The 19,899-nt window shown below is 39.7% G+C and carries 18 protein-coding genes; 3 read left to right on the forward strand and 15 right to left on the reverse strand.

Translation table 11 applies throughout. The features are described from left to right. The first annotated feature begins 250 nt into the window (after window positions 1-250). Window positions 251-1,585, forward strand: a complete 1,335-nt coding sequence (gene gdhA / locus LJE11_RS12415; RefSeq protein ID WP_008703526.1) for an NADP-specific glutamate dehydrogenase — start codon at window positions 251-253, stop codon at window positions 1,583-1,585. 136 nt (window positions 1,586-1,721) lie between these two features. Here gdhA and nrdR read toward each other — a convergent pair whose 3' ends face one another. Then, window positions 1,722-2,171, reverse strand: a complete 450-nt coding sequence (gene nrdR / locus LJE11_RS12420; RefSeq protein ID WP_008703527.1) for a transcriptional regulator NrdR — start codon at window positions 2,169-2,171, stop codon at window positions 1,722-1,724. Between the two features lie 280 nt (window positions 2,172-2,451). Here nrdR and LJE11_RS12425 point away from each other — a divergent pair, with 280 nt between their 5' ends. Both LJE11_RS12425 and sigG read left to right on the forward strand, forming a co-directional pair. Beyond that, window positions 2,452-2,706 (forward strand): YlmC/YmxH family sporulation protein, encoded by a 255-nt coding sequence (locus LJE11_RS12425; protein ID WP_008703528.1) that lies wholly within the window; start codon window positions 2,452-2,454, stop codon window positions 2,704-2,706. 219 nt (window positions 2,707-2,925) lie between these two features. Then, the gene (gene sigG / locus LJE11_RS12430; RefSeq protein WP_008703529.1) at window positions 2,926-3,705 is read left to right on the forward strand and encodes an RNA polymerase sporulation sigma factor SigG; all 780 of its coding nucleotides are present in this window, start codon (window positions 2,926-2,928) and stop codon (window positions 3,703-3,705) included. 139 nt (window positions 3,706-3,844) lie between these two features. Here sigG and LJE11_RS12435 read toward each other — a convergent pair whose 3' ends face one another. The 14 genes from LJE11_RS12435 to LJE11_RS12500 all read right to left on the reverse strand — a co-directional run bounded on the left by LJE11_RS12435 (window position 3,845) and on the right by LJE11_RS12500 (window position 19,618). Beyond that, window positions 3,845-6,733: a CDP-glycerol glycerophosphotransferase family protein gene (locus LJE11_RS12435; protein ID WP_120062068.1), complete on the reverse strand. Its 2,889-nt coding sequence runs from the start codon at window positions 6,731-6,733 to the stop codon at window positions 3,845-3,847. Between the two features lie 207 nt (window positions 6,734-6,940). After that, window positions 6,941-8,230 carry a CDP-glycerol glycerophosphotransferase family protein gene (locus LJE11_RS12440; protein WP_022381306.1) on the reverse strand — a complete coding sequence of 430 codons (1,290 nt, stop codon included), beginning with the start codon at window positions 8,228-8,230 and terminating at the stop codon, window positions 6,941-6,943. A 10-nt stretch (window positions 8,231-8,240) separates the two neighbouring features. Continuing rightward, complete coding sequence (locus tag LJE11_RS12445) at window positions 8,241-8,657, reverse strand: adenylyltransferase/cytidyltransferase family protein (protein ID WP_008703533.1); 417 nt, start codon at window positions 8,655-8,657, stop codon at window positions 8,241-8,243. A 60-nt stretch (window positions 8,658-8,717) separates the two neighbouring features. Continuing rightward, entirely contained in the window at window positions 8,718-9,977 is a 1,260-nt protein-coding gene (locus LJE11_RS12450) for a CDP-glycerol glycerophosphotransferase family protein (protein WP_120062067.1), read from the reverse strand. Beyond that, the gene (locus LJE11_RS12455; protein WP_025577094.1) at window positions 9,958-10,992 is read right to left on the reverse strand and encodes a Stealth CR1 domain-containing protein; all 1,035 of its coding nucleotides are present in this window, start codon (window positions 10,990-10,992) and stop codon (window positions 9,958-9,960) included. Before LJE11_RS12455 ends, LJE11_RS12450 begins: the two co-directional genes overlap by 20 nt. A 7-nt stretch (window positions 10,993-10,999) precedes the next feature. Next, window positions 11,000-12,106 carry a glycosyltransferase family 1 protein gene (locus tag LJE11_RS12460; protein WP_165858211.1) on the reverse strand — a complete coding sequence of 369 codons (1,107 nt, stop codon included), beginning with the start codon at window positions 12,104-12,106 and terminating at the stop codon, window positions 11,000-11,002. A gap of 62 nt (window positions 12,107-12,168) precedes the next feature. Beyond that, window positions 12,169-13,263: an acyltransferase family protein gene (locus tag LJE11_RS12465; protein ID WP_120062065.1), complete on the reverse strand. Its 1,095-nt coding sequence runs from the start codon at window positions 13,261-13,263 to the stop codon at window positions 12,169-12,171. A 69-nt stretch (window positions 13,264-13,332) separates the two neighbouring features. Continuing rightward, the gene (locus tag LJE11_RS12470; protein WP_055151317.1) at window positions 13,333-14,073 is read right to left on the reverse strand and encodes an ABC transporter ATP-binding protein; all 741 of its coding nucleotides are present in this window, start codon (window positions 14,071-14,073) and stop codon (window positions 13,333-13,335) included. Between the two features lie 62 nt (window positions 14,074-14,135). After that, complete coding sequence (locus LJE11_RS12475) at window positions 14,136-14,912, reverse strand: ABC transporter permease (RefSeq protein ID WP_025577096.1); 777 nt, start codon at window positions 14,910-14,912, stop codon at window positions 14,136-14,138. Window positions 14,913-15,198: 286 nt separating this feature from the next. After that, entirely contained in the window at window positions 15,199-16,041 is an 843-nt protein-coding gene (locus LJE11_RS12480; RefSeq protein ID WP_120062064.1) for a TPM domain-containing protein, read from the reverse strand. Window positions 16,042-16,056: 15 nt separating this feature from the next. After that, window positions 16,057-17,145, reverse strand: coding sequence for a hypothetical protein (locus LJE11_RS12485; protein WP_008703545.1), 1,089 nt, complete (start codon window positions 17,143-17,145; stop codon window positions 16,057-16,059). Between the two features lie 24 nt (window positions 17,146-17,169). Further along, window positions 17,170-18,459, reverse strand: a complete 1,290-nt coding sequence (locus LJE11_RS12490) for an SPFH domain-containing protein (RefSeq protein WP_120062063.1) — start codon at window positions 18,457-18,459, stop codon at window positions 17,170-17,172. Window positions 18,460-18,825: 366 nt separating this feature from the next. After that, window positions 18,826-19,239, reverse strand: a complete 414-nt coding sequence (locus tag LJE11_RS12495) for an ATP-binding protein (RefSeq protein WP_319792452.1) — start codon at window positions 19,237-19,239, stop codon at window positions 18,826-18,828. Between the two features lie 76 nt (window positions 19,240-19,315). Then, complete coding sequence (locus tag LJE11_RS12500; protein WP_120062062.1) at window positions 19,316-19,618, reverse strand: STAS domain-containing protein; 303 nt, start codon at window positions 19,616-19,618, stop codon at window positions 19,316-19,318. Window positions 19,619-19,899 lie beyond the last annotated feature (281 nt).

Consider the following 19,899-nt stretch of genomic DNA (forward strand, 5'->3'; position numbering starts at 1 on the left):
ATAAGAACCGAAACGTACAGTGCGAATTTACGCAGTTTTTATAAATATACTGTATTTTTTAGAAATTGCTATAAATTGTATGGATGATTTTTAACATTTTCTCATACTTGGTGCCATTTCGCAAGTACAAATTTTGTTCAAAAAATTTTCATAAAAAAATTTTCATTTGGCTCTTTCCATTTGTAACACTTTAGTGTATAATAACGTCGATTTAAAAAATAATTATACGATGGACGAGGAGGAAATCATAATGTCTTATACTGAAGAAGTATACGAAAGAGTCGTAGCACAGAATCCAAATGAGCCTGAATTCCATCAGGCAGTAAAGGAAGTTTTAGACTCCCTTAAAGTCGTAATCGACAAAAATGAAGAGAAATACCGCAAGCTTTCCATTCTGGAACGTCTTGTTGAGCCTGAAAGAATCATCTCTTTCCGAGTTCCGTGGGTAGACGATAAAGGTGTTGTACAGGTAAACAAAGGTTATCGTGTACAGTTCAACAGTGCGATCGGACCATACAAAGGTGGTTTAAGATTCCATCCGTCAGTAAACCAGGGAATCCTTAAATTTTTAGGTTTCGAACAGATTTTCAAGAACTCCCTTACAGGTCTTCCGATCGGTGGCGGTAAAGGTGGTTCAAACTTTGATCCTAAAGGAAAATCTGACAGAGAAGTTATGGCATTCTGCCAGAGCTTTATGACAGAACTTTCCAAATATATCGGTGCTGATATGGACGTTCCTGCAGGTGATATCGGTGTAGGCGGACGTGAGATTGGTTATCTGTACGGACAGTACAAGAGAAACCGCGGATTATACGAGGGTGTTCTCACAGGTAAAGGTCTTTCCTACGGTGGATCTTTAATTCGTACACAGGCTACAGGATATGGTCTTGTATATATGCTGAACGAAATGGTTAAAGCTAAAAACGACACAATCTCCGGTAAAACTCTCATCGTAACAGGTTCCGGTAATGTTGCCATCTACGCAGTAGAGAAAGCTGCCGAACTTGGCGGTAAAGTTGTTGCTATGTGCGACTCCAACGGATATATCTACGATCCGGAAGGAATCAAACTTGACATCGTTAAAGATATCAAAGAAGTAAAACGTGGACGTATCAAAGAATACGCAGATCGCGTAGAAGGCGCTACTTATACAGAAGGAAAAGGTATCTGGAACATCAAATGTGATATCTATCTTCCATGCGCAACCCAGAATGAACTTGACCTTGATGCTGTTAAGATCCTTATTGCAAACGGATGCAAATATGTTGCAGAAGGTGCAAATATGCCTACTACCCGCGAGGCAACTGATTACCTTATGGCAAACGGTGTAACATTTATGCCTGGTAAAGCAGCTAATGCCGGTGGTGTTGCTACTTCCGCACTTGAAATGTGCCAGAACTCTGCAAGACTTTCCTGGACAGCAGAAGAAGTTGATACAAAACTTCATCAGATCATGGTTGATATCTTCCATAAAGTTGATGATGCTTCCAAGCGTTATGATATGGAAGGCAACTATGTTGCAGGCGCTAATATCGCAGGCTTCGAGAAAGTTGTAGATGCTATGATCGCTCAGGGTATTGTTTAATTTATTTTAGTTAATTACCCCCATAAAAATACACATAAAGAGCCGGCGGGATATTATTCTCGTCGGCTCTTTATATTTGCCCGTAAATCCTTTCACACAGAGCATTCATACATTACTGTTCACACAGAACTCTTATTTAATTCATAAACTTCTTCAGCTCGTCCATAAAAGTACTGACATCTTTAAATTCTCTGTATACAGACGCAAAACGTACATAAGCAACTGCATCCAGATCTTTCAAATGTTCCATAACGATCTCACCAATTCTGGTGCTGGAAATCTCTTTCTCTTCGGTATTAAAGATTTCTCCCTCTATGGCATCCATCATCTCTTCAATCTTATCTATGGATATTGGTCTTTTATAGCAGGCTCTCAGAATTCCCGACTGAATTTTACTGCGATTATACTGTTCTCTGTTCTGATCTTTTTTGATCACAGTAAGCGGAATACTTTCCACCTTTTCATATGTGGTAAATCTCCTTCCGCAGGCATCACACAAACGACGGCGACGGATAGAATTGGTATCTTCTACCGGTCTGGAATCAACTACTCTCGTATTATCCTGATTACAAAATGGACACTTCATACGACGTCCCCCTTTAATTCGTATTACTGTTTTCTGCTTATGTACTATATACTTGATTCGGTTAAACGGCTACAAATACGTTACTGTTCACTCCATTCTCAGTAACACAAATACAAACAGTTATATATAGTTTTATTATACTGTATTTCTATTTAAGGTGTCAATAAAAGGACTTGCATAAATTTTTGCAAAAATACATAAATTGTTATCAAACGCATATCAGATTCTGAAAGCATTGGCACGACAGTCTGATTTTAACCGGAAGGACTGTATCTGATTTATGAAAATCTGTGAATTAAAGCAAAAAGAAGTAATTAATATCTGTACCTGCCGCAGTCTCGGATGTCCCATTGATGCGGAATTTGACTGCAAAAGCAGTCAACTCACCGCCCTTATACTTCCAGGCCCCGGAAGATTCTGCTGCCTGTTCGGACGTGATAATGAATATATCATTCCCTGGGAATGTATCAGCCAGATCGGGGACGATATCATCCTTGTGAAAATAGACGAAGAAAAATGTTTCCATAAAGGCTGATATTTCACCGCAGAGAATTGTCAAGGACCTATATTTTTTATATTTTCCCGGTCAAAGTATAAATCCACTGCTATATGAGAATCATTCTTACTGAAGTATATGACAACTATTCGGCAGCCACTGTCCTTTTTTTATTTTCTGAAATGATTTCGGAGGATCCTGGCTCATATCTGCGAATAGTCGGTTTACATCCAGAGATAATAAGGAGGATTCAATAAGATGGCACTGAACAAAGTTGAAATCTGCGGAGTCAATACGTCGAAACTTCCTGTTCTTACAGCAGAAGAAAAAGCGGAACTGTTCAGACGAATCAAAAACGGCGATGAACAGGCACGTGAATTGTACATTAAAGGAAATCTACGTCTTGTTCTCAGCGTAATACGACGATTTCAGAACAGCAGCGAAAATGCCGATGACCTTTTTCAGATCGGATGTATTGGTCTGATCAAGGCCATTGACAACTTTGATACCACTTTACAGGTAAAATTTTCCACTTATGCAGTTCCAATGATCATAGGCGAAATCAGGCGATATCTCAGGGATAACAACAGTATCCGCGTCAGCCGTTCTCTTCGTGATATTGCATACAAAGCAATCTATACCCGCGAAAATTATATGAAGCAGCACCTGAAAGAACCTACAGTTACCGAAATTGCACAGGAAATTGGTATCGAAAAAGAAATGATCGTATATGCCCTTGATGCTATCCAAAATCCTGTGAGTCTCTTTGAACCGGTCTATACAGAAGGCGGTGATACTCTTTATGTCATGGATCAGATCAGTGACAAAAAAAACAAAGAAGAACGCTGGATTGAAAATCTTGCTCTCCGCGAAGCTATGCAGAGGCTGAACAGCCGCGAAAAGCATATCATAGAACTGCGCTTCTACGAAGGAAAGACGCAGATGGAAGTAGCTCAGGAAATCGGCATCTCCCAGGCACAGGTCAGTCGTCTCGAAAAAAATGCACTGAAATCCATGCGTAATTATCTGCGTCCATAAAATGATAATTCAAGATCCGTATTCAGAAAAGCAGCCTGGCCCAATACCTGCCAGACTGCCTTACATATCTTTTAAAATATACCGTTTTCCGCCTCTTTCCAATGAGGTTCTGATCTGTCTGTGAAGCTTTAATGAAGCTTTAACATTTCAACAAATTCTGCCAGTTTTCTATATTAAATATCTGCTTCACATCCAGAGCCCCTGACATTGCAGGAAAGAACTTCTTCATATCAGTAAATACCAGAGCATAGTCGAACTTTGACATTCCGATCATCCTGCGAAGCTCACGCCTGTAAAAATCCAGAAGCATCTCCGGCACTTCTGTTTTCTTAGATTTCATAAACTTTTTATGACATACATATTCTTCGTCCGTAGCCGGGTAGGAACGCTTCCAGTATAAAACCCTGATTTCTTTTGGCAGACTATCCAGTTTCTCAGAAGACTCCTCTTCTTTTGCACCATTCCCGATCAACGTCACATCAAAATGCTCATAATCCACTTTGTTCAGAAATTCATAGAATGCTTCTGTCTCCTGTGTATCACTGAAATCTCCTGCATATACCAGAAGTTTTACTTTATCTGTCTGATTCAGATATATCGGATTTACCGGTTCTTTTCCATCAAGCAGGACTTCTGCTATACGTTTGCATGCTTTTCCATCATCTCTCGGACATATCTGTTCTCTTGCTTTTTCATACTTCTCTTTACAGGAAGCAGCCACTCCCGGAAGATCCTTCAGAAGTTCACCAAGCTTCTCAGGGGTAGACACTGCCGGTCCCGGAAGTTTGTCAAATCCGAAGTACAGACCTCTGTAATCTTCAAAATTCTCCGCATCCGGTACATAAAACAGAATCGGTTTTCCTGTCAACATGAAATCATAAAAAATACTGGAATAATCAGAAATCAGTACATCTGTCACTGACAAAATCTCATTTGTATCCATTGTTGCAGGAATAAATTTTGTCTGCGCATCACCAGGTTCCATGGCATTCTCTTTCATATAGTGATATACGATCTGATGAAGCTTGACAAATATCTGATATTCATTTGTATCTATACTGTTCTCCATTACATTGATCAGCTTATAGACATCCTGCAAATCTGTATCCGGACGGCTGTATTGTTCGCCTCTCCATGTCGGTGCATAAAGAATAATCTTTTTATCTTCCTTTACGTCCACTCCGCAATCCTTAAGTTCCTGTATCACTTCTGCTCTGTCACTGTCAAAAAGCTTATCATTACGCGGGAAGCCCTCTTCCAGCACTGTGCCTTCATACAGATTCTGCATTTTATACGAATCTTTGTATGCTGTCTTTGTCATATAAGGTCCGGAGGAAACTATATAATCTGCACTGAGCAGATTTCTTGCTGTATTTCCCTGAGAAATATTTGCTCCCGGAATATCAAATCCCATATTCTTCAGAGGAGTTCCATGCCAGGTATCGATCAGTACCTGACCTTCTCTTTTAAGGAAATAGCTTGGAAAGCTTACGTTATTTACCAGATATTTCACTGTCGCAAGTTCCTTACAGTATTCCTTTGATTTATATTTTACAAATCGCACGTTCGGGTATTGTTCGTATTTTTCAATCTGTTTTCTGTTATCCTCGAAGTCCTCAAGCACCCAGATATGGGTATAATCCTGATACTCTTCTTTTTCAAGAAGATACAAAAACAGAGCATAAGGATTACAGATCATACCACGTCCGCCAAAAGCTTCATAAAGAATTGTATTATCTCTTATCTGGTATTCTTTTACAAACTCGGCATAGCTGGTTCTAAGCGGATATTTCTCCCTGCACTCCAGAATCTGTTCTTCATTTTTCATATAAAAGGTCTTGATTCCCATTACACGATTAAAAAGACGATTCCACTCTTTAACTGCCTTCTCAATGGCAAAGTCCTCAGATTTCCAGATTGCATTTCTGGACATCTCTCTGCGGAGTTCTTCATCATGTGCCAGCTTCAGCATCGCATCTGTAAATTTCTTTGTATCAAAAGCTTCCGGCAGGTATCCTGTTTTTCCATCATCGATGATCAGATCCATCGCTCCTGTATGGAATGCGATGACAGGAAGACCAAATTCAAAGGCTTCCATGATAACCATCGGCCATCCTTCCCACCTGGACGGAAGAAGGAAAACAGAAGAATTCAGATAATACTTCTCCGGCTCATTTGTATAACCGACAAAATTAACTCTGTCCTCAATACCACGTCTCTTTGCATCCGCCACAATCTGATTCCAGAGATCACCGGCTCCGATAATATCCAGCTGCCATTCATCATCCTGCTTACAGAACTCTTCAAAAGATTCCATCATCAGATCAAGACCCTTGGCATATACAAATCGTGTAGCCATAAGGAAACGCTTGGATTTTGGATCGCATTTTCTCTCACTCACGAAGCTTCGGGGATTAATTTTAACTTCTGTATCAATATCCAGAAATTTTTTGTAATCGCGCTTATCATAGTCACTGAGAACAATGTATCTGTCCAGCTTCGGCAGATATTCCTGGAGCAGACATTCCTGTTTCCAGAATACGACATTAGGAACATCAAGATATCCGGCATAACAGTTATGCTGCCATCCGATTGTCTTTGCATTCAGCTCCGGCGCCAGCATACCCAGACGAAGGCTTAAACTTGCAGTTGTGATAATAATATCATAATTCTGCTCATTTAAATATTTTACCCATTTTTCTCTGGTCTTTTTCGGGAAAATCGCATCTGCCAGAATATCATTATATTTTTCTTTATTAAAAATCCCATATTTGGCATTCAGTTTCTGAACAAGATAACGCCAGCAGAAAGCCGGTGTATGATGTCGATTGACAAACTCATTATTATCAATAAAGTCAACCTTGATATCCTCACTCATATGATACATATTCCGGTCTTCTTTAAATCTGTCCTGATATACCATGATCGTCACATCATGCTCTTTTACAAGTTCATTCGCAAGAAGTGTGACAACTCGCTTAGTTCCGCCAAGATCAAATATCTTGGTGCACCAAATACATATTTTCATTTATCTTTTTCTCCTGTTATGACTTTCTGATATCTGTATCCTATAGCAATTCCATAAAATAATGCAATCAAGACAGTTCAGCAGAGTGTGAAGGACAAGGAAGATATCTGCAGGCGTGCTGACGCACGGCAAAGATATCTGACGCAGGACTTCACGCTATGATGGACTGGATTGTTTGCAGTAATTTATGGAATTGCTATAATATCATTACATTGTAATGTTAAAATAATCCAACACACGCTGGCAGTAATTGTCACACACATTATGTGTTTTTGCTCTTACACTGGCACGCTGTTCTTTATAATTATCTTTTCCGTTTTTAATATCCAGGATGAAATTCTCAAAATCCTGCATATTATACATATGTTCGCCAGGCATATATTCCAGCGGATCATCAAACACCCATCCTCTGGATTCCGTATAAGCCTCATAATCATCCAGTGTGAATCCAAGCGGTCTGTCTAACAGCAGATAATCGATCGCAACAGAAGAATAGTCAGAAACCAGCGCATCCGAACAGTTGATAAACTCATAAAGCTGCAGTCCGTTATCCGCAAGATCTCTGTTCTCCAGATAAACAATATTGGTAAGGACATTCTCACCAAAATCATAAGGTACCTGAAGGTAATGCTTCTTGATAACAATAAGAATATGATTCTCCTTACAGAACTTATTCAGTTCCAGAAGCTTATCTGCATCATCAATGATAGGAATATTGAATTCATTATTTAAGGTTTCCTCGTTCAGACGCTCACTGGAAGCATGTCTGTAGGTTGGCATCCACAGGATCAGTTTCTCGCTGTCTGTTTCCTTCAGAAGTTTCTTTTTATATTCATCTGCACGTTCACTGCCCTTAAGCATCATATCATAACGGGGATATCCAAACGAGAGCAGTTTTTTGGAAGTACATCCAAAAAATTCCATTTTGGTCTTAATGAAAATGTCCCCCGGTACCAGACAATAATCAAAGAAAACCTTACGCCCGTTCTTATTTGCCTTGTAACCACAGCCATGCCAGAGATCGATAAAGAGCTGATTTCTTCTCGACATACCAATCCAGTTAAAAGCCTGGGTGTAAAAAATATATTTTGATGTCAGTGCATATTTATATGCTTCTGCTCTTCGGATCGTGGAACCTTTCTTAAAGTTCTGCACAAATTTCACATTTTCAAACTGATATTCTTTATATTTAGACGGTTCATGGACCAGCCATACAATCTCATACTTTTTGTTGTATCCTTTCTCAATAAGATAGTCAAACAAAGCACGACCATTATCCGTAAAATCATCATTTGTTTCAAAGAGCATTCTATTCTCTACAAGTGCAGGGGGGAATTTCTTAAGGCGTCTGATCTTGCGATTATCATATAATCCATAGGTCACAGTTGCCCATGTCTCCTGCAACATGGCTTTTCTTCCCTTTTGAACTCTGACCTTGTTAATCTTGTTAATGGATTTTTTCAGTTTTTTTATTTTCTTTTTTATTCTTTTTTTCATATCTGGCTCCCTAGAATTCTTTTAATTTCTCACGAAGCATCGTTGAGGATGTATCTTTGGTATATGGCAGAAATACCAGCTTAGCGCCCAGCTCTTCCATTTCTTTTCCGGTCTTCTCCCAACGTGCATTGCCCTTCCAGTCATCTCCGATATAGATTTCATTAAAGTGGACTTTTTCCCATACCTGCTTTTTGTCCAGGGTTGTCGTCACGATCACCTCATCAACATATCTGATGGCCCGTACAATCTCTGCCCTTTCTTCCAGCGGAACGATCGGTCTTTTGTTTTTATATGACTCTACCAGATCATCCGCATTCACACCGACAATCAGATAATCGCAATGTTTTTTTGCATTTCTGATCAGGTTCAGATGTCCTATATGAAACATATCAAAGGTTCCCTGTGTATATCCTATTTTTTTCTCCATTACATTCTCCCTGTTTTATTGCATTAATAGATAACTGTTCTCTTCGCAGTCATATAACAGCTACAATTGTAAATAATCTGCAAGCCTTTTGCAATAGTTTTCTGTTTTATTGTGCATCTGTTTCAGATTCTTTGCTCTCTCCTGCCGGTAACTGTCTGTTCCATCAGTCAGATGTTTCATAAATTTTCTGATATCACAGGCATTATAGATTTTCTCACCCGGCATATATTCCAGCGGATCTTCAAATACAAATCCCCTTTTTTCTTTATATATATTGTAATCCGCAAGCACATATCCAAGCGGTCTGTCCAACAGCAGATAATCTACTGCCACTGACGAGTAATCAGAGAGCAGACCGTCGCTGATCCCTATCAGTTCATAAAGTTTTATCTGTTTTTTCTCCAACAGGGCTTCCGCAACATAACGTATATTGGTAAACTCCTGTTCATTCTCATCCCATTCCGTCTGAAGCGGATGCTTCTTTATGATCAGAATAATCTCCTGCTCCCTTAGATAACTGTCCAGTTCTTTCAGCTCGTTCATATTCTGTATTGCCGGAAGCTGACAGGGAAGCTCAATTTCATTTTCCGCACACCCTCCCAGATCACTTTTTCTGAAAGTCGGCATCCACAGAACAGCTTTTTTCCCTTTCCATCCGAACAGACTGTCCAGAATTTCATCCTTACTCATTGACGGATGCAGCATCCAGTCATATCTGGGATATCCCATCATTAACAGACTGTCCGGTTCGCAGTTCCATAGTCCGGATTTCGTTTTCACAAATACCGGTCCGGGAACAAGTGCATAGTCAAAATCAGGCTTTATATTCTGTTTTTTCTTTCCCTGCTCTGCATCTTTATAACCGCACCCATGCCACAGATTTACAACTGTCTGTCCTTTACACCGATACCTGTTCAGTCCTGCACTGTTATGAGAATAAAAGAAAAATCCGGCTGTAGCACCATAATAATATGCCAGCGGACTGCTCCATCCATATTTATTTTCAGCAGTTACAAATTTTACATTTCCGGTATTCTGATTTCTGAATTTTCTTTTTTCAGAAACCAGCCAGATGATCTCATATTTTTTATTATACCCGGAACTTATAAGATATTCATAAAAAGCTTCCGGATTATCTGTGCAGTCCATCATTTCCCGATTTTTAAACACAAGCCGGTTTTTCTTTACTTTTCCAAAACGCACAGTCAGCTTTCCAATGACCTGCTGCTCTGTTTTTGTCATAAAACGACCGATATAGTGCAGGATCATTCCGAAAAAGCCCAGCCTTTCCGTATATTTTTTAATCGCACTTTTTGTCATACATGCCTCCGGAATCTTTGTAAGATAATTCAAATGCAGACTTTTCGGGAAGGATACTCTCAAAAGAATCTTTGATATTTCTTTTCTGTTGTCTGAAATCTCCTATATTTTCCGTATCATTTATACACAATATTTTACACTTCTGATTTCTGAGTACATCATGTATCTGCCGGTCGTGAAGACCTATGGTAAAAAATTTCCCGATTTTCGGTGATTGAGGTTCATATTTTCCCTCCATATACTGCCAGTATTTCATCACATACTGATTTACATCCCCCGGAGAACGGAATCGTGTCCTGCATACTCTGTCCAGCACTTCGCCTTCTTCCCTCCACACTTCTTCAAAGGTACTCTTCAAAAAAGAGCTTGAGATATGAGAATATTTAAAACTGGAAAACTCCCTGTACGGAAGCATCAGCATATTTCTGAATACCATTTTTCCATATGCAGGATGAAACCATTTTTTCCAGTTTCTGCCAATCACTTCTCTCTTTGAATAATGCATATTTACAAGTGCCGCATTGTTCATAAGAATGCAGGCAAACGGATTATTGATATCATCCTGTACCAACGCTGTTTCTATACAATAGTCTCTTGGAAGACCATTTCTGAAAAAGTCTTCCGGTTCCATTTTATTTATGATGAAGGTATCATCATTAAAATATACAAACTGTTCGGATAAACCTCGGATCCGATGCATATTCAATTCAATGGGATGACTGCTGAATGTGGGCAGATACTGCTTCGGAATATAATCCTCGTGTTTTACAACTGTCAGCTTCGGATGATCTGTATTCAGCCAGGAAGGGATATGCCCCCATGTCACAAAATATATATGATTCACCCATGGAGCAAATTTTTCAACACCTCTGAACCAATACTGCAGATTTTCCCAGTCCCGAAATCTACTGTCCTGTGTCTGGTCATTTTTAATTCCCAGATACTCATTTCTCTGCTTTATCCAGGCTGAGTCTGATCCATCCACCCATGGCAATACAAAATCAATCTTGTCCATCTGTAATTTACCTCGTATGATAATATAAATCTTTCAAACGTTTTGCCTCTGTCTCAATGTTAAAATGCGTATCTGACAGCCGCTTCTTTATCAGATCAGCCGCTTCTCTGTTCATAGAACTCATTGCCATCACTGCTGCCGCCCACTGTATATTATCTCTGTCAAGTGACAGCCGTCTGACTCTCTCAGGAAAAACAACTGCCTCCTCAGACACCGCCTCTGACATTACGCAGGTAAGTCCATTTGCCTGGGCTTCAATAAGCGCAAATGGCACACCCTCAAAAACAGACGGAAACAGAAAAACATCCATAGCAGATAAATACCTGCGGATATTCTCCTGTTTACCGGCAAAATATACCTTATCTTCCAGTCCTTTCTGCACTGTTTTCTCTTTTATCTCTTTGTACAGACCTTCCTTTGGACCTACCAGACACAGCATCACATCTTTTTTTTCGGAAACGATCTGTTGGAAAATATCAAGCATTCTGTCATGATTCTTCGGAATATCAAATCTTCCGACATGACCGATCACTGTTTTATTTTCCCATCCCAGTTCCTTTCTGAGTGAATCTCTGTCTTTTTCTGAAAAACTGAACTTCTCTGCCTGAATGGCATTATTGATCAACGTAACCTGACCGCTTTGGAAAGCTTTATCTCCAAACAGCCACCTGCCCGCCATTTCTCCGCATGCAATCCTGTCAGTAGCATATTTTGCAATCTTTGGTCTGTTCCAGTTGTCCATGATTTTTCTGATCAGTCCGGGACAGGAAGAGCTGTGGCTGTGCGCAATTATCTTTGGCACTTTCATTGTATGAGCCACACGTAACGGAACAATATTTGCAGCTGAAAGCATATTTACATGTACTGCATCATATTTTGTTTCTTTTAATATTTTTTTCAGTTCTTTTATATAGCCCTGATAGTTCTTTTTTACATTTGGAATATAGTAGATCCTTCCACCCAATTTCCTGATTTCCTCTTCATATGCAATTTTATCATACATACACACAAAATCAAACTGTATATCCATATGCACCAGAACTCTATAGTAATTCATCACAAATGCTTCCAGACCTCCGGCAACATTTCCCATTCCAATCTGCAGTATTTTCATGATACGCTCTCCCATCCGTCACTATTGTCCACTCTGAATCCTATTGCGATCCTCTCGAAAAATCATTCCCGTACCGCATAATGTTCCGTCACCTTTTTCTTTAACAGCCGTATCAGTTTCTGATATCCTGTAATCTTCTTAAGAAAATCCAGGCAATAACTGATTCCCAGCGAAATCACAAGAACTGCAACAGGAATCAGCCAGAATTTTTTTAATGCAAATACATATTTTCCCAGAGAATCTCTCACAAATGTATGTACCAGCCAGATGTTCATGGAATGCTTGCCCAGATACTGAAGGAACAAGGATACAGGCGTAATCCTGAACAAATATTCAACGCAAAAGAGAATCAGCAGGAATGGAACAAGTGCATACCGGAATTCCCAGAAAATTTTCAGGTCGATTTTATGGTACAGGAAAAAGCCGGCACACAGTAAAGCAGACAAACAGATGAATTTTAATTTTTTCCGCCTGTATTCATGCAATTTTTGAAAGAAATTATATTTACAGCATAACATTCCTGCCACAAATATCAAAAGAAATGAATATGGCTTTGAGCCTCCCTGAAATCCAATACCTAAAATTCTCGGAAGCAAAAAGATAACTGCAATACAGAATATGCCTCCAAATTTCTCAATCGTCCCATCTAACAGAGGAAGCAATATAATAAATACAAACGCAGCACTCATATACCACCATGCTCCGTTAAGACTTTCAGTCTCCAAAAGTCTGGAGATTCCCAGTATATCTGCAAATACGGCGAATCCTCTTTCATAAAAGGTTTCTCCCCACTTGCTCGGATCCTTAAGTCCAAATCCAAAGTAAATAAGATAGGATACAGCTGCAGTAAACCAGAATCCGGACATAGTGGAAAGAAGATGTCCGGATATCCATTCTGATACTGCATACTTTTCTTTATTTTTCATTTTAGCCGAATATCCATACATCAGCCCGTAACCGGATACAAATGCAAATATTGCCACGCAGATCTTACAGCATTCCGCAATAGCAACAAGCTGTTCTGTTGTCAGCCCGCACAGATCCACCTGATATCTTTCGATTCTGTCTGCAAGACGGTAGCAGTGGTGAAAGATCAGCAGTAACACTGCAAGACCTTTTAAAGCTGCTGAATCTTCTTTTTTTAATCCGTTTGTCATATACTCCTCCGGATATTTCTGACTTCTTAAATTTTTTCTCTGTCAGACAGATATCTCTGTCTGTCCCTGTCAGTTAGTCATTTTCTCATACTGTTCAGAAATCGTATCAATATCTCCGTAAGCGATCAGTTTTCCTTTTTCAAGGATCATCGCCTTATTACAGATTCTCTGAACCTGTGCCAGAGAATGAGAGACAAACAACACTGTTACACCCGAATCAAACATGCTGAGTACTTTCTTCTCACTCTTCTTACGGAATTTCGCATCACCTACAGATAATACCTCGTCCAATATCAGAATTTTGGGAGAAACCACTGTAGCAATCGAAAATCCAAGTCTGGATTTCATACCTGATGAATAGTTCTTGATCGGCACATCAATAAAATCCTTCAATTCGGAAAATTTCACGATCTCATCATACTTCTCATCAATAAATTCTTTGGAATATCCAAGCATTGCTCCGTAAAGATAAATATTTTCCCTTCCTGTATACTGTTGATCAAATCCTGCACCCAGTTCCAGAAGCGGAACCATCTTCCCATGTTTTGTAACTGAACCTTCTGTTGGTTTGAAAACGCCTGCGATAACCTTAAGAAGAGTACTCTTTCCTGCACCATTCAGTCCGAGGATTCCTACCCTGTCTCCTTTTTCCACTGTAAAGCTCACATTCTGCAAAGCCCAGAATTCATTATATTTAATCTCTTTTTTAATTGACTTGATAATATAATCTTTCAGACTGTCTACTTTCTCTTTGCTGAGATTAAATTTCATACTCACATTATCAACAATAATCGCTGGTTGTTTGCTCATTTTTTCTCCTTATTTTTCAAAAATAATTCGTTCCGCTGCCCCGCAGCTTTCTGTCTCAGTTCTCAGATGTAAAGAATAAAATCATCCTGTTTCTTCTTGAAGCAGAATAATCCAATCACCATTGCCACAACGGAAAAGATAAGTGCATATGCAAAATAATGAATATTCATCGCTTTTCCAAATACTGAACATCTGAAAATATCAATCACACAATACAATGGGTTATATTTCAGTATCCATGCCCATCCACTCTTCAAAAGCTTTTCAGGATAATAGAAAATCGCACATGTATACATAACCAGCATAAGTGCTACAGACCAGAGATATTCCATATCTCTGAAAAATACACCTATTGTTGCCAGAATCATTCCGCATCCATATGACATAACAAGAATCAGTATCAGTGCGATTGGTGCCTGAAGCAGATAGAACGTAGGCTTTACACCAAGTATCACACTCACCATTGCCAGTACGATCAGTGAGATCAGAAAGATCACATAGTTAAAAAGCACACTGGACAGCGGATACAAATATTTGGGTACATATACCTTTTTGATCATTGCCGAGTTCTGACGTATAGATTTCAAAGCGGCCTTGGTGGACTGTGAAAAGAAACTGTACAGGAGTCGTCCGGTCAGGATATATACAGGAAAGGTCCTGTCTGTATTTCCATACAAAGTACCAAATACAATTGTAAGCACGATCATGGTAAGCAGCGGCTCCAACATAGACCATATCATTCCCAGATAAGAACGTCTGTATTTCAGCTTAATCCCTTTTTTTACCAGTTCTGACAGAAGAAACCGGTATTGCATAAAATTATCAACGTATTTTTTCATGTCCTCTCCATTATTTCTGTTTTTTATTTCATTTTATAATTCTTTTGTGCAGAAATCTGTTATCGTCAGGCGGATATTTGCAATCCGCTTCGCAGTTTATTTTCTTTTTGCCGGACAACTGTCTCTACACAAAACAAACCACCTTGTACTGTATCATATTCTCTGATGTCTTGCAACCGGTATCCGTAATTTTGCGCAAAATAAAATCCCAATCTTTCCTGTCATTTTATGGTTATCCCATAAAATAATATAAAAGATCAGGATTTTTATATGTCATGCCAGTCAGTTAAAATGATCCACTGGAACCCCCATGCGTCTCACCCGAAGAACTTGTATGGGTACTGCTTCCACCGCCACCGGAACTCTCTTCCTTCGGCTTCGCCGTACGTGTGACCTGATGATACAGAAATATATCCCGGCTTCTGTTAATATGAAGACTTCCGTCTTTCATATAATCTGCTGCATCCGGCTTCATATGTACAGTCTTCATCCGGCTTCTCATTACTCCGGTTACGATCAGCGCGATCACAAATCCGACCACAAGCGAAATGAGAAATATCATATAAAAAGGGATGGTTTCCTCCGGCAGATTTTCTACATCGTACGGTTCTCCGCTCTGTGCCTGAATGATAAATTCTTCGCACAGATCAGCAAACTTCATAAAGCCCTCATAATACTCACCATCGGATAAATATGACACAAAGTTATCCGTCATATATTCCTGTCCTGCATCAGTAAAAATCTGAATAGCCTCTCCATGTGTGGAGATACACCGCTTACGTTCTGACATGGTTATCAAAAACAATATACCACTCTTGTCCTCTCCCATGCCATAGTCATTATAATCAAAGAAATCATCCGCATAATCCTGCGGAACTGCACCATCCAGAGTCTCCTCTGTGACAACCACAACATCACAACCGTAGTCCTCGCTGACCTGATCCAGTTTCGCCTCCAGTTCTTCTTTCTGCCCATCATCTAACAGATCTGCAAAATCTGCCAGCCTTTCTGTATGCACTTCTTCTGCCGCATAAACATTTTCTGAAAATGCTTCCGTCACAAATCCTGTTGTACCTGATACAGTAAGGACAGAAGCCAGAAATACAGGTATGATCTTTTCCTTCAGCATATCTTTCGTCCTCCCCTAAAAAATCAGCAGTCCGGCAAGGCACAAAACAACCGTAAATACAGCGGTCAGTCCGGCAAGCCATTTCAAATAAATTCCCCTGTCAATCGGAAGGTCTCCTGTCATTTTTCCGGTTTGTCCGTTCATTGCAAATATATATTTCTTATCTTTCCATGTTGTATTCAGAATCCATACCGGATACAGTGCATACTGTGCTTTTCCGCCTGAAATATTTACGTTTGTATTTTCGGGAACAACAGAAGCATAACCCTTCACTGTATCTGCCAGTACTTCCTCTGCGCTCTTTTTCATACGGTCATGTGCCCTGTTGATGCTCTCTTTTTCACTGACATCATACTTATCTGCCAGATATCCGGAAAGATATGCGGTCTGAAAATCCACAGACTCTGAAATTTTAAATGGTTCAATGGATTCCATCAAATCATCTGCCATCTTTTCTGATCCATCTACAGGTACAGAAACGAATGTCATCTCTCCGCTTCGCTCCACAGAATAGTAGCTGGTCTCCGTATAATCATAATCATGGTCACTCCACATTCTTACCTTTGTCGCCTTATAACGCACATCAGCATCAACATCCCCGTCAAAAAGCCAGAACGGAACATACAGCCCCTTAATCTCATCAATATGATTTTCCCTGCGAAATGCTTTTGGCAAAAATGTTCTTCCCTTAATATGCCTGTAATATGCTTCTTTTGCCGCTTTCTTATCCAATTTGAACGGAATCACCAGATCCGGCCTTAATGCACCTTTAAACTTCTCTGTCATAATTACGGGATTTCCACAATACGGACAATTTGATGCTCCTGTATTCTCATCTGCGATAATCTCACCACCACAGGACTGACAGGTATAGACATTCATTCCATCTGTCTCACCTTCCTGCCATTCTCCACCGGCATCTGTCTGCCATCCTGACAGATCATCTTGCTGTCCGGCTTCACGCTCCATCTGCGCATCCAGTTCTTTTAATGTCTCAAGTTCAAATTCTGTATCACAGTATGGACACTTCATTTTCTGGGACTTACTGTCAAATTCTATTGCACCGCCACAGGCAGGGCATTTATATTCTCTCAGATCAGACATAGACATTTCTCCCCCTGCTGTATTTTACTGTCTTGGCTTTCCACATTCTGCACAGAACTTTCCTGTATTTACCGCACCACAGCTGCATGTCCACTTTCCGGTCGGTCTTGGGCTTCCGCATTCAGAACAGAATTTACCGGTATTTACTGCGCCGCAGCTGCATATCCACTCTTCCCGCTGCGGTTTCGGTTTACCACATTCAGAGCAGAATTTTCCTGTATTCTCTGCACCACATTCACATTTCCATGTTCCTGCCCCGGATGCCGGCTGCATATTCTGTGCAGCCGGCTGCTGTGCTGCCTGCTGCTGTGCCCCCATCTGATAGAGATTCTGCATATTCGCTCCACCTGCCTGACCTGCCATGCCCATTCCCATAAATCCGGTCATGGCACCTGCAGTGTTGGAGGCTGCTGATTTCATTGCATCTGCCTGAGCACCGGCAAGTGTCGCTGCTGCCATAGTCGGATCTCTGAGAATGGCATTCTTCTGTGCATCTTTGATAAGCTGTGCATCCTCTTCCGGAAGAGTCACAGGATTCATGGCAATGGAAACAACCGCAAGACCTCTGGTCTGCTGCCATTTTTTCGTAAGGGCTTCATTCATGGCATCGCATAATTCCAGAACATGTCCCGGAATGGCACTTGGACGGATCTGAAGTTCTGAGATTTTTGCAAATGCAGGCTGAAGAGCACTTACAAATTCTGTCTTTAACTGAACTTCAATTTCTTCTCTGTCATACTGCTGTTCAACATTTCCGCACACATTTGTATAAAACAGGAGCGGATCGACAATCTTATAAGAATATACTCCATTACAGCGCACAGATACATCTATGTCAAGACCGATATTTCTGTCAACTACCCGGAATGGGATTGGATTTGCTGTTCCGAATTTATTATCTACCAGTTCTTTTGTATTAAAATAATAAACCCTCTGGTCTTTGCCTGTATCGCCGCCAAATGTAAAACGCTTCTTTACTGTATCAAAAGTCCTGTGGATCCCCTCTCCCAGACTTCCGGCAAAAATACTTGGTTCTGTGGATGCATCATAGGTAAACTGTCCGGGTTCTGCACAAACCTCCACAACCTTTCCCTGTTCTACGATGATCATACACTGACCATCTGCAACAGCAATTCCGGAACCGCTTGAAATAATATTATCACTGCCTTTTTTGTTGGAAGAACGTCCGCCTACTCTCTTCTCACCCTTTACAACCAGAACATCTTTATCTATTGCATCGCAGTAAAAAAACTCCTTCCACTGATCTGCCATTGTTCCGCCAAATGCACCGGCTGCTGCTTTGATCAATCCCATAATTTATATCTCCTTCCTGATTACATATTATTTTATACATATTTCTTACAGATATTTTCTACCCATATTTCCTGTTAGTGTGCCGACAAGTTGATTTCTCGAACAATCTTGCGTCTAAATTTCTTATTTTGTGGGTAATTATGTGTGTTTTTTTACAATATAATATTTTTACAGTTACAAATTGATATTTATAAGTTCATAATATCATACATTTTCCGAATTGTCATGCGCAAAAACTCCTCTTTTCTGTCATTTTGCAACATATGAGCACATAAATCGCTGCTGTCCACTCCACAGTAACTATAATGCGACGCGCAGTTATTCAAAAGTTCATGAATAGCAATATACACTTACAATGTATGAAATCTATAAATTCTTTTTTAATTTCAATATATTTTGTCCGTCTGCATATTCATATGAAACTTCATCCATCATTTCCTTAACCAGAAAAATTCCAAGCCCCCCGATTTTTCTTTTTTCTATATCCAAGGTAACATCCGGATCTTTATTTTCTAATGGATTATAAGGAATGCCTTTGTCTATAAACGTCAGTTCCAGTCTTTCAGGAAAATTCTTTATTTCAACCTGTACAGTTGCCTCTCCGGTTTTTGGCGTATAAGCATAATAGGCAATATTGCCAAATATCTCATCTATCGCAATATCTATCTCCATCTGTACTTTTGCAGAACATCCATTTGCTTCCAGTATGGAATTTACAAAATCTGTAATTACCGCTATATTCTCTATTTTTGCTTCTTCTGTAATACTTTTCAAATCCACTTCTCCTTCCTTCATTCAGTTCAGGTAAATAGAATCCTCCTTTTCGCTGTGCAGTTCTGTATCTTTACAGCCACAGTCATTCGATTGACAGTATGTCTGCAAATCCCGTAATATCGAATACATCCTGTATGATATCACTCACATGAATCAATTTCATAGTTCCTTTTACATTCATAAATTTCTGCATTTTCAGAATAACACGCAGGCCGGCTGATGAAATATATTCAAGCCCTGCAAAATCCAATACAAGTTTCTGAGTATTGATCAACTCTTTCTCGGCAAAAGTATCCAATTCAGGTGCAGTTGCTGTATCTAATCTCCCGGTCAAAAATACCGTATCTTTTGTTCCTTCATTTTTCTTTTCAATTTTCAGACTCATTTTCTCTCTCCTTTTTCAGATAATGTCAAATTTCTGTTCTGTCAGCATCTTCTGCCTCCATCTGTATATTCACTCTATCCACCCTGATATCTGCAAATTGCTCCATTACTGAACAACTCCCATATTTATCATATTCATTGTAACATAAACAGGAGATGAATGCATCATCTCCTGTCTATTATTTATCTGTATTTTTTACGTTACTGTGCAGATATGCACAATTCTACGCTTTCATCTACTACAATATATTTATGGTTAATATCCCTTACAGCCAGTAAGGA

This window comes from Blautia sp. DFI.1.216 (genome assembly GCF_020594215.1).
GTDB classification, from domain to species: Bacteria; Bacillota; Clostridia; order Lachnospirales; family Lachnospiraceae; genus Blautia_A; species Blautia_A wexlerae.

Excerpts from the sequence above, each read along its gene's own strand:
- nrdR (WP_008703527.1), bottom strand. The coding sequence starts at position 2,171 with ATGAAGTGTCCATTTTGTAATCAGGATAATACGAGAGTAGTTGATTCC.
- LJE11_RS12490 (WP_120062063.1), bottom strand. The coding sequence starts at position 18,459 with ATGGGATTGATCAAAGCAGCAGCCGGTGCATTTGGCGGAACAATGGCA.
- sigG (WP_008703529.1), top strand. The coding sequence starts at position 2,926 with ATGGCACTGAACAAAGTTGAAATCTGCGGAGTCAATACGTCGAAACTT.
- LJE11_RS12465 (WP_120062065.1), bottom strand. The coding sequence starts at position 13,263 with ATGACAAACGGATTAAAAAAAGAAGATTCAGCAGCTTTAAAAGGTCTT.
- LJE11_RS12460 (WP_165858211.1), bottom strand. The coding sequence starts at position 12,106 with ATGAAAATACTGCAGATTGGAATGGGAAATGTTGCCGGAGGTCTGGAA.
- LJE11_RS12475 (WP_025577096.1), bottom strand. The coding sequence starts at position 14,912 with ATGAAAAAATACGTTGATAATTTTATGCAATACCGGTTTCTTCTGTCA.
- LJE11_RS12470 (WP_055151317.1), bottom strand. The coding sequence starts at position 14,073 with ATGAGCAAACAACCAGCGATTATTGTTGATAATGTGAGTATGAAATTT.
- LJE11_RS12500 (WP_120062062.1), bottom strand. The coding sequence starts at position 19,618 with ATGAGTCTGAAAATTGAAAAGAAAAATGAAGGAACAAAAGATACGGTA.
- LJE11_RS12480 (WP_120062064.1), bottom strand. The coding sequence starts at position 16,041 with ATGCTGAAGGAAAAGATCATACCTGTATTTCTGGCTTCTGTCCTTACT.
- gdhA (WP_008703526.1), top strand. The coding sequence starts at position 251 with ATGTCTTATACTGAAGAAGTATACGAAAGAGTCGTAGCACAGAATCCA.
- LJE11_RS12435 (WP_120062068.1), bottom strand. The coding sequence starts at position 6,733 with ATGAAAATATGTATTTGGTGCACCAAGATATTTGATCTTGGCGGAACT.
- LJE11_RS12445 (WP_008703533.1), bottom strand. The coding sequence starts at position 8,657 with ATGGAGAAAAAAATAGGATATACACAGGGAACCTTTGATATGTTTCAT.
- LJE11_RS12440 (WP_022381306.1), bottom strand. The coding sequence starts at position 8,230 with ATGAAAAAAAGAATAAAAAAGAAAATAAAAAAACTGAAAAAATCCATT.
- LJE11_RS12450 (WP_120062067.1), bottom strand. The coding sequence starts at position 9,977 with ATGACAAAAAGTGCGATTAAAAAATATACGGAAAGGCTGGGCTTTTTC.
- LJE11_RS12485 (WP_008703545.1), bottom strand. The coding sequence starts at position 17,145 with ATGTCTGATCTGAGAGAATATAAATGCCCTGCCTGTGGCGGTGCAATA.
- LJE11_RS12455 (WP_025577094.1), bottom strand. The coding sequence starts at position 10,992 with ATGGACAAGATTGATTTTGTATTGCCATGGGTGGATGGATCAGACTCA.
- LJE11_RS12425 (WP_008703528.1), top strand. The coding sequence starts at position 2,452 with ATGAAAATCTGTGAATTAAAGCAAAAAGAAGTAATTAATATCTGTACC.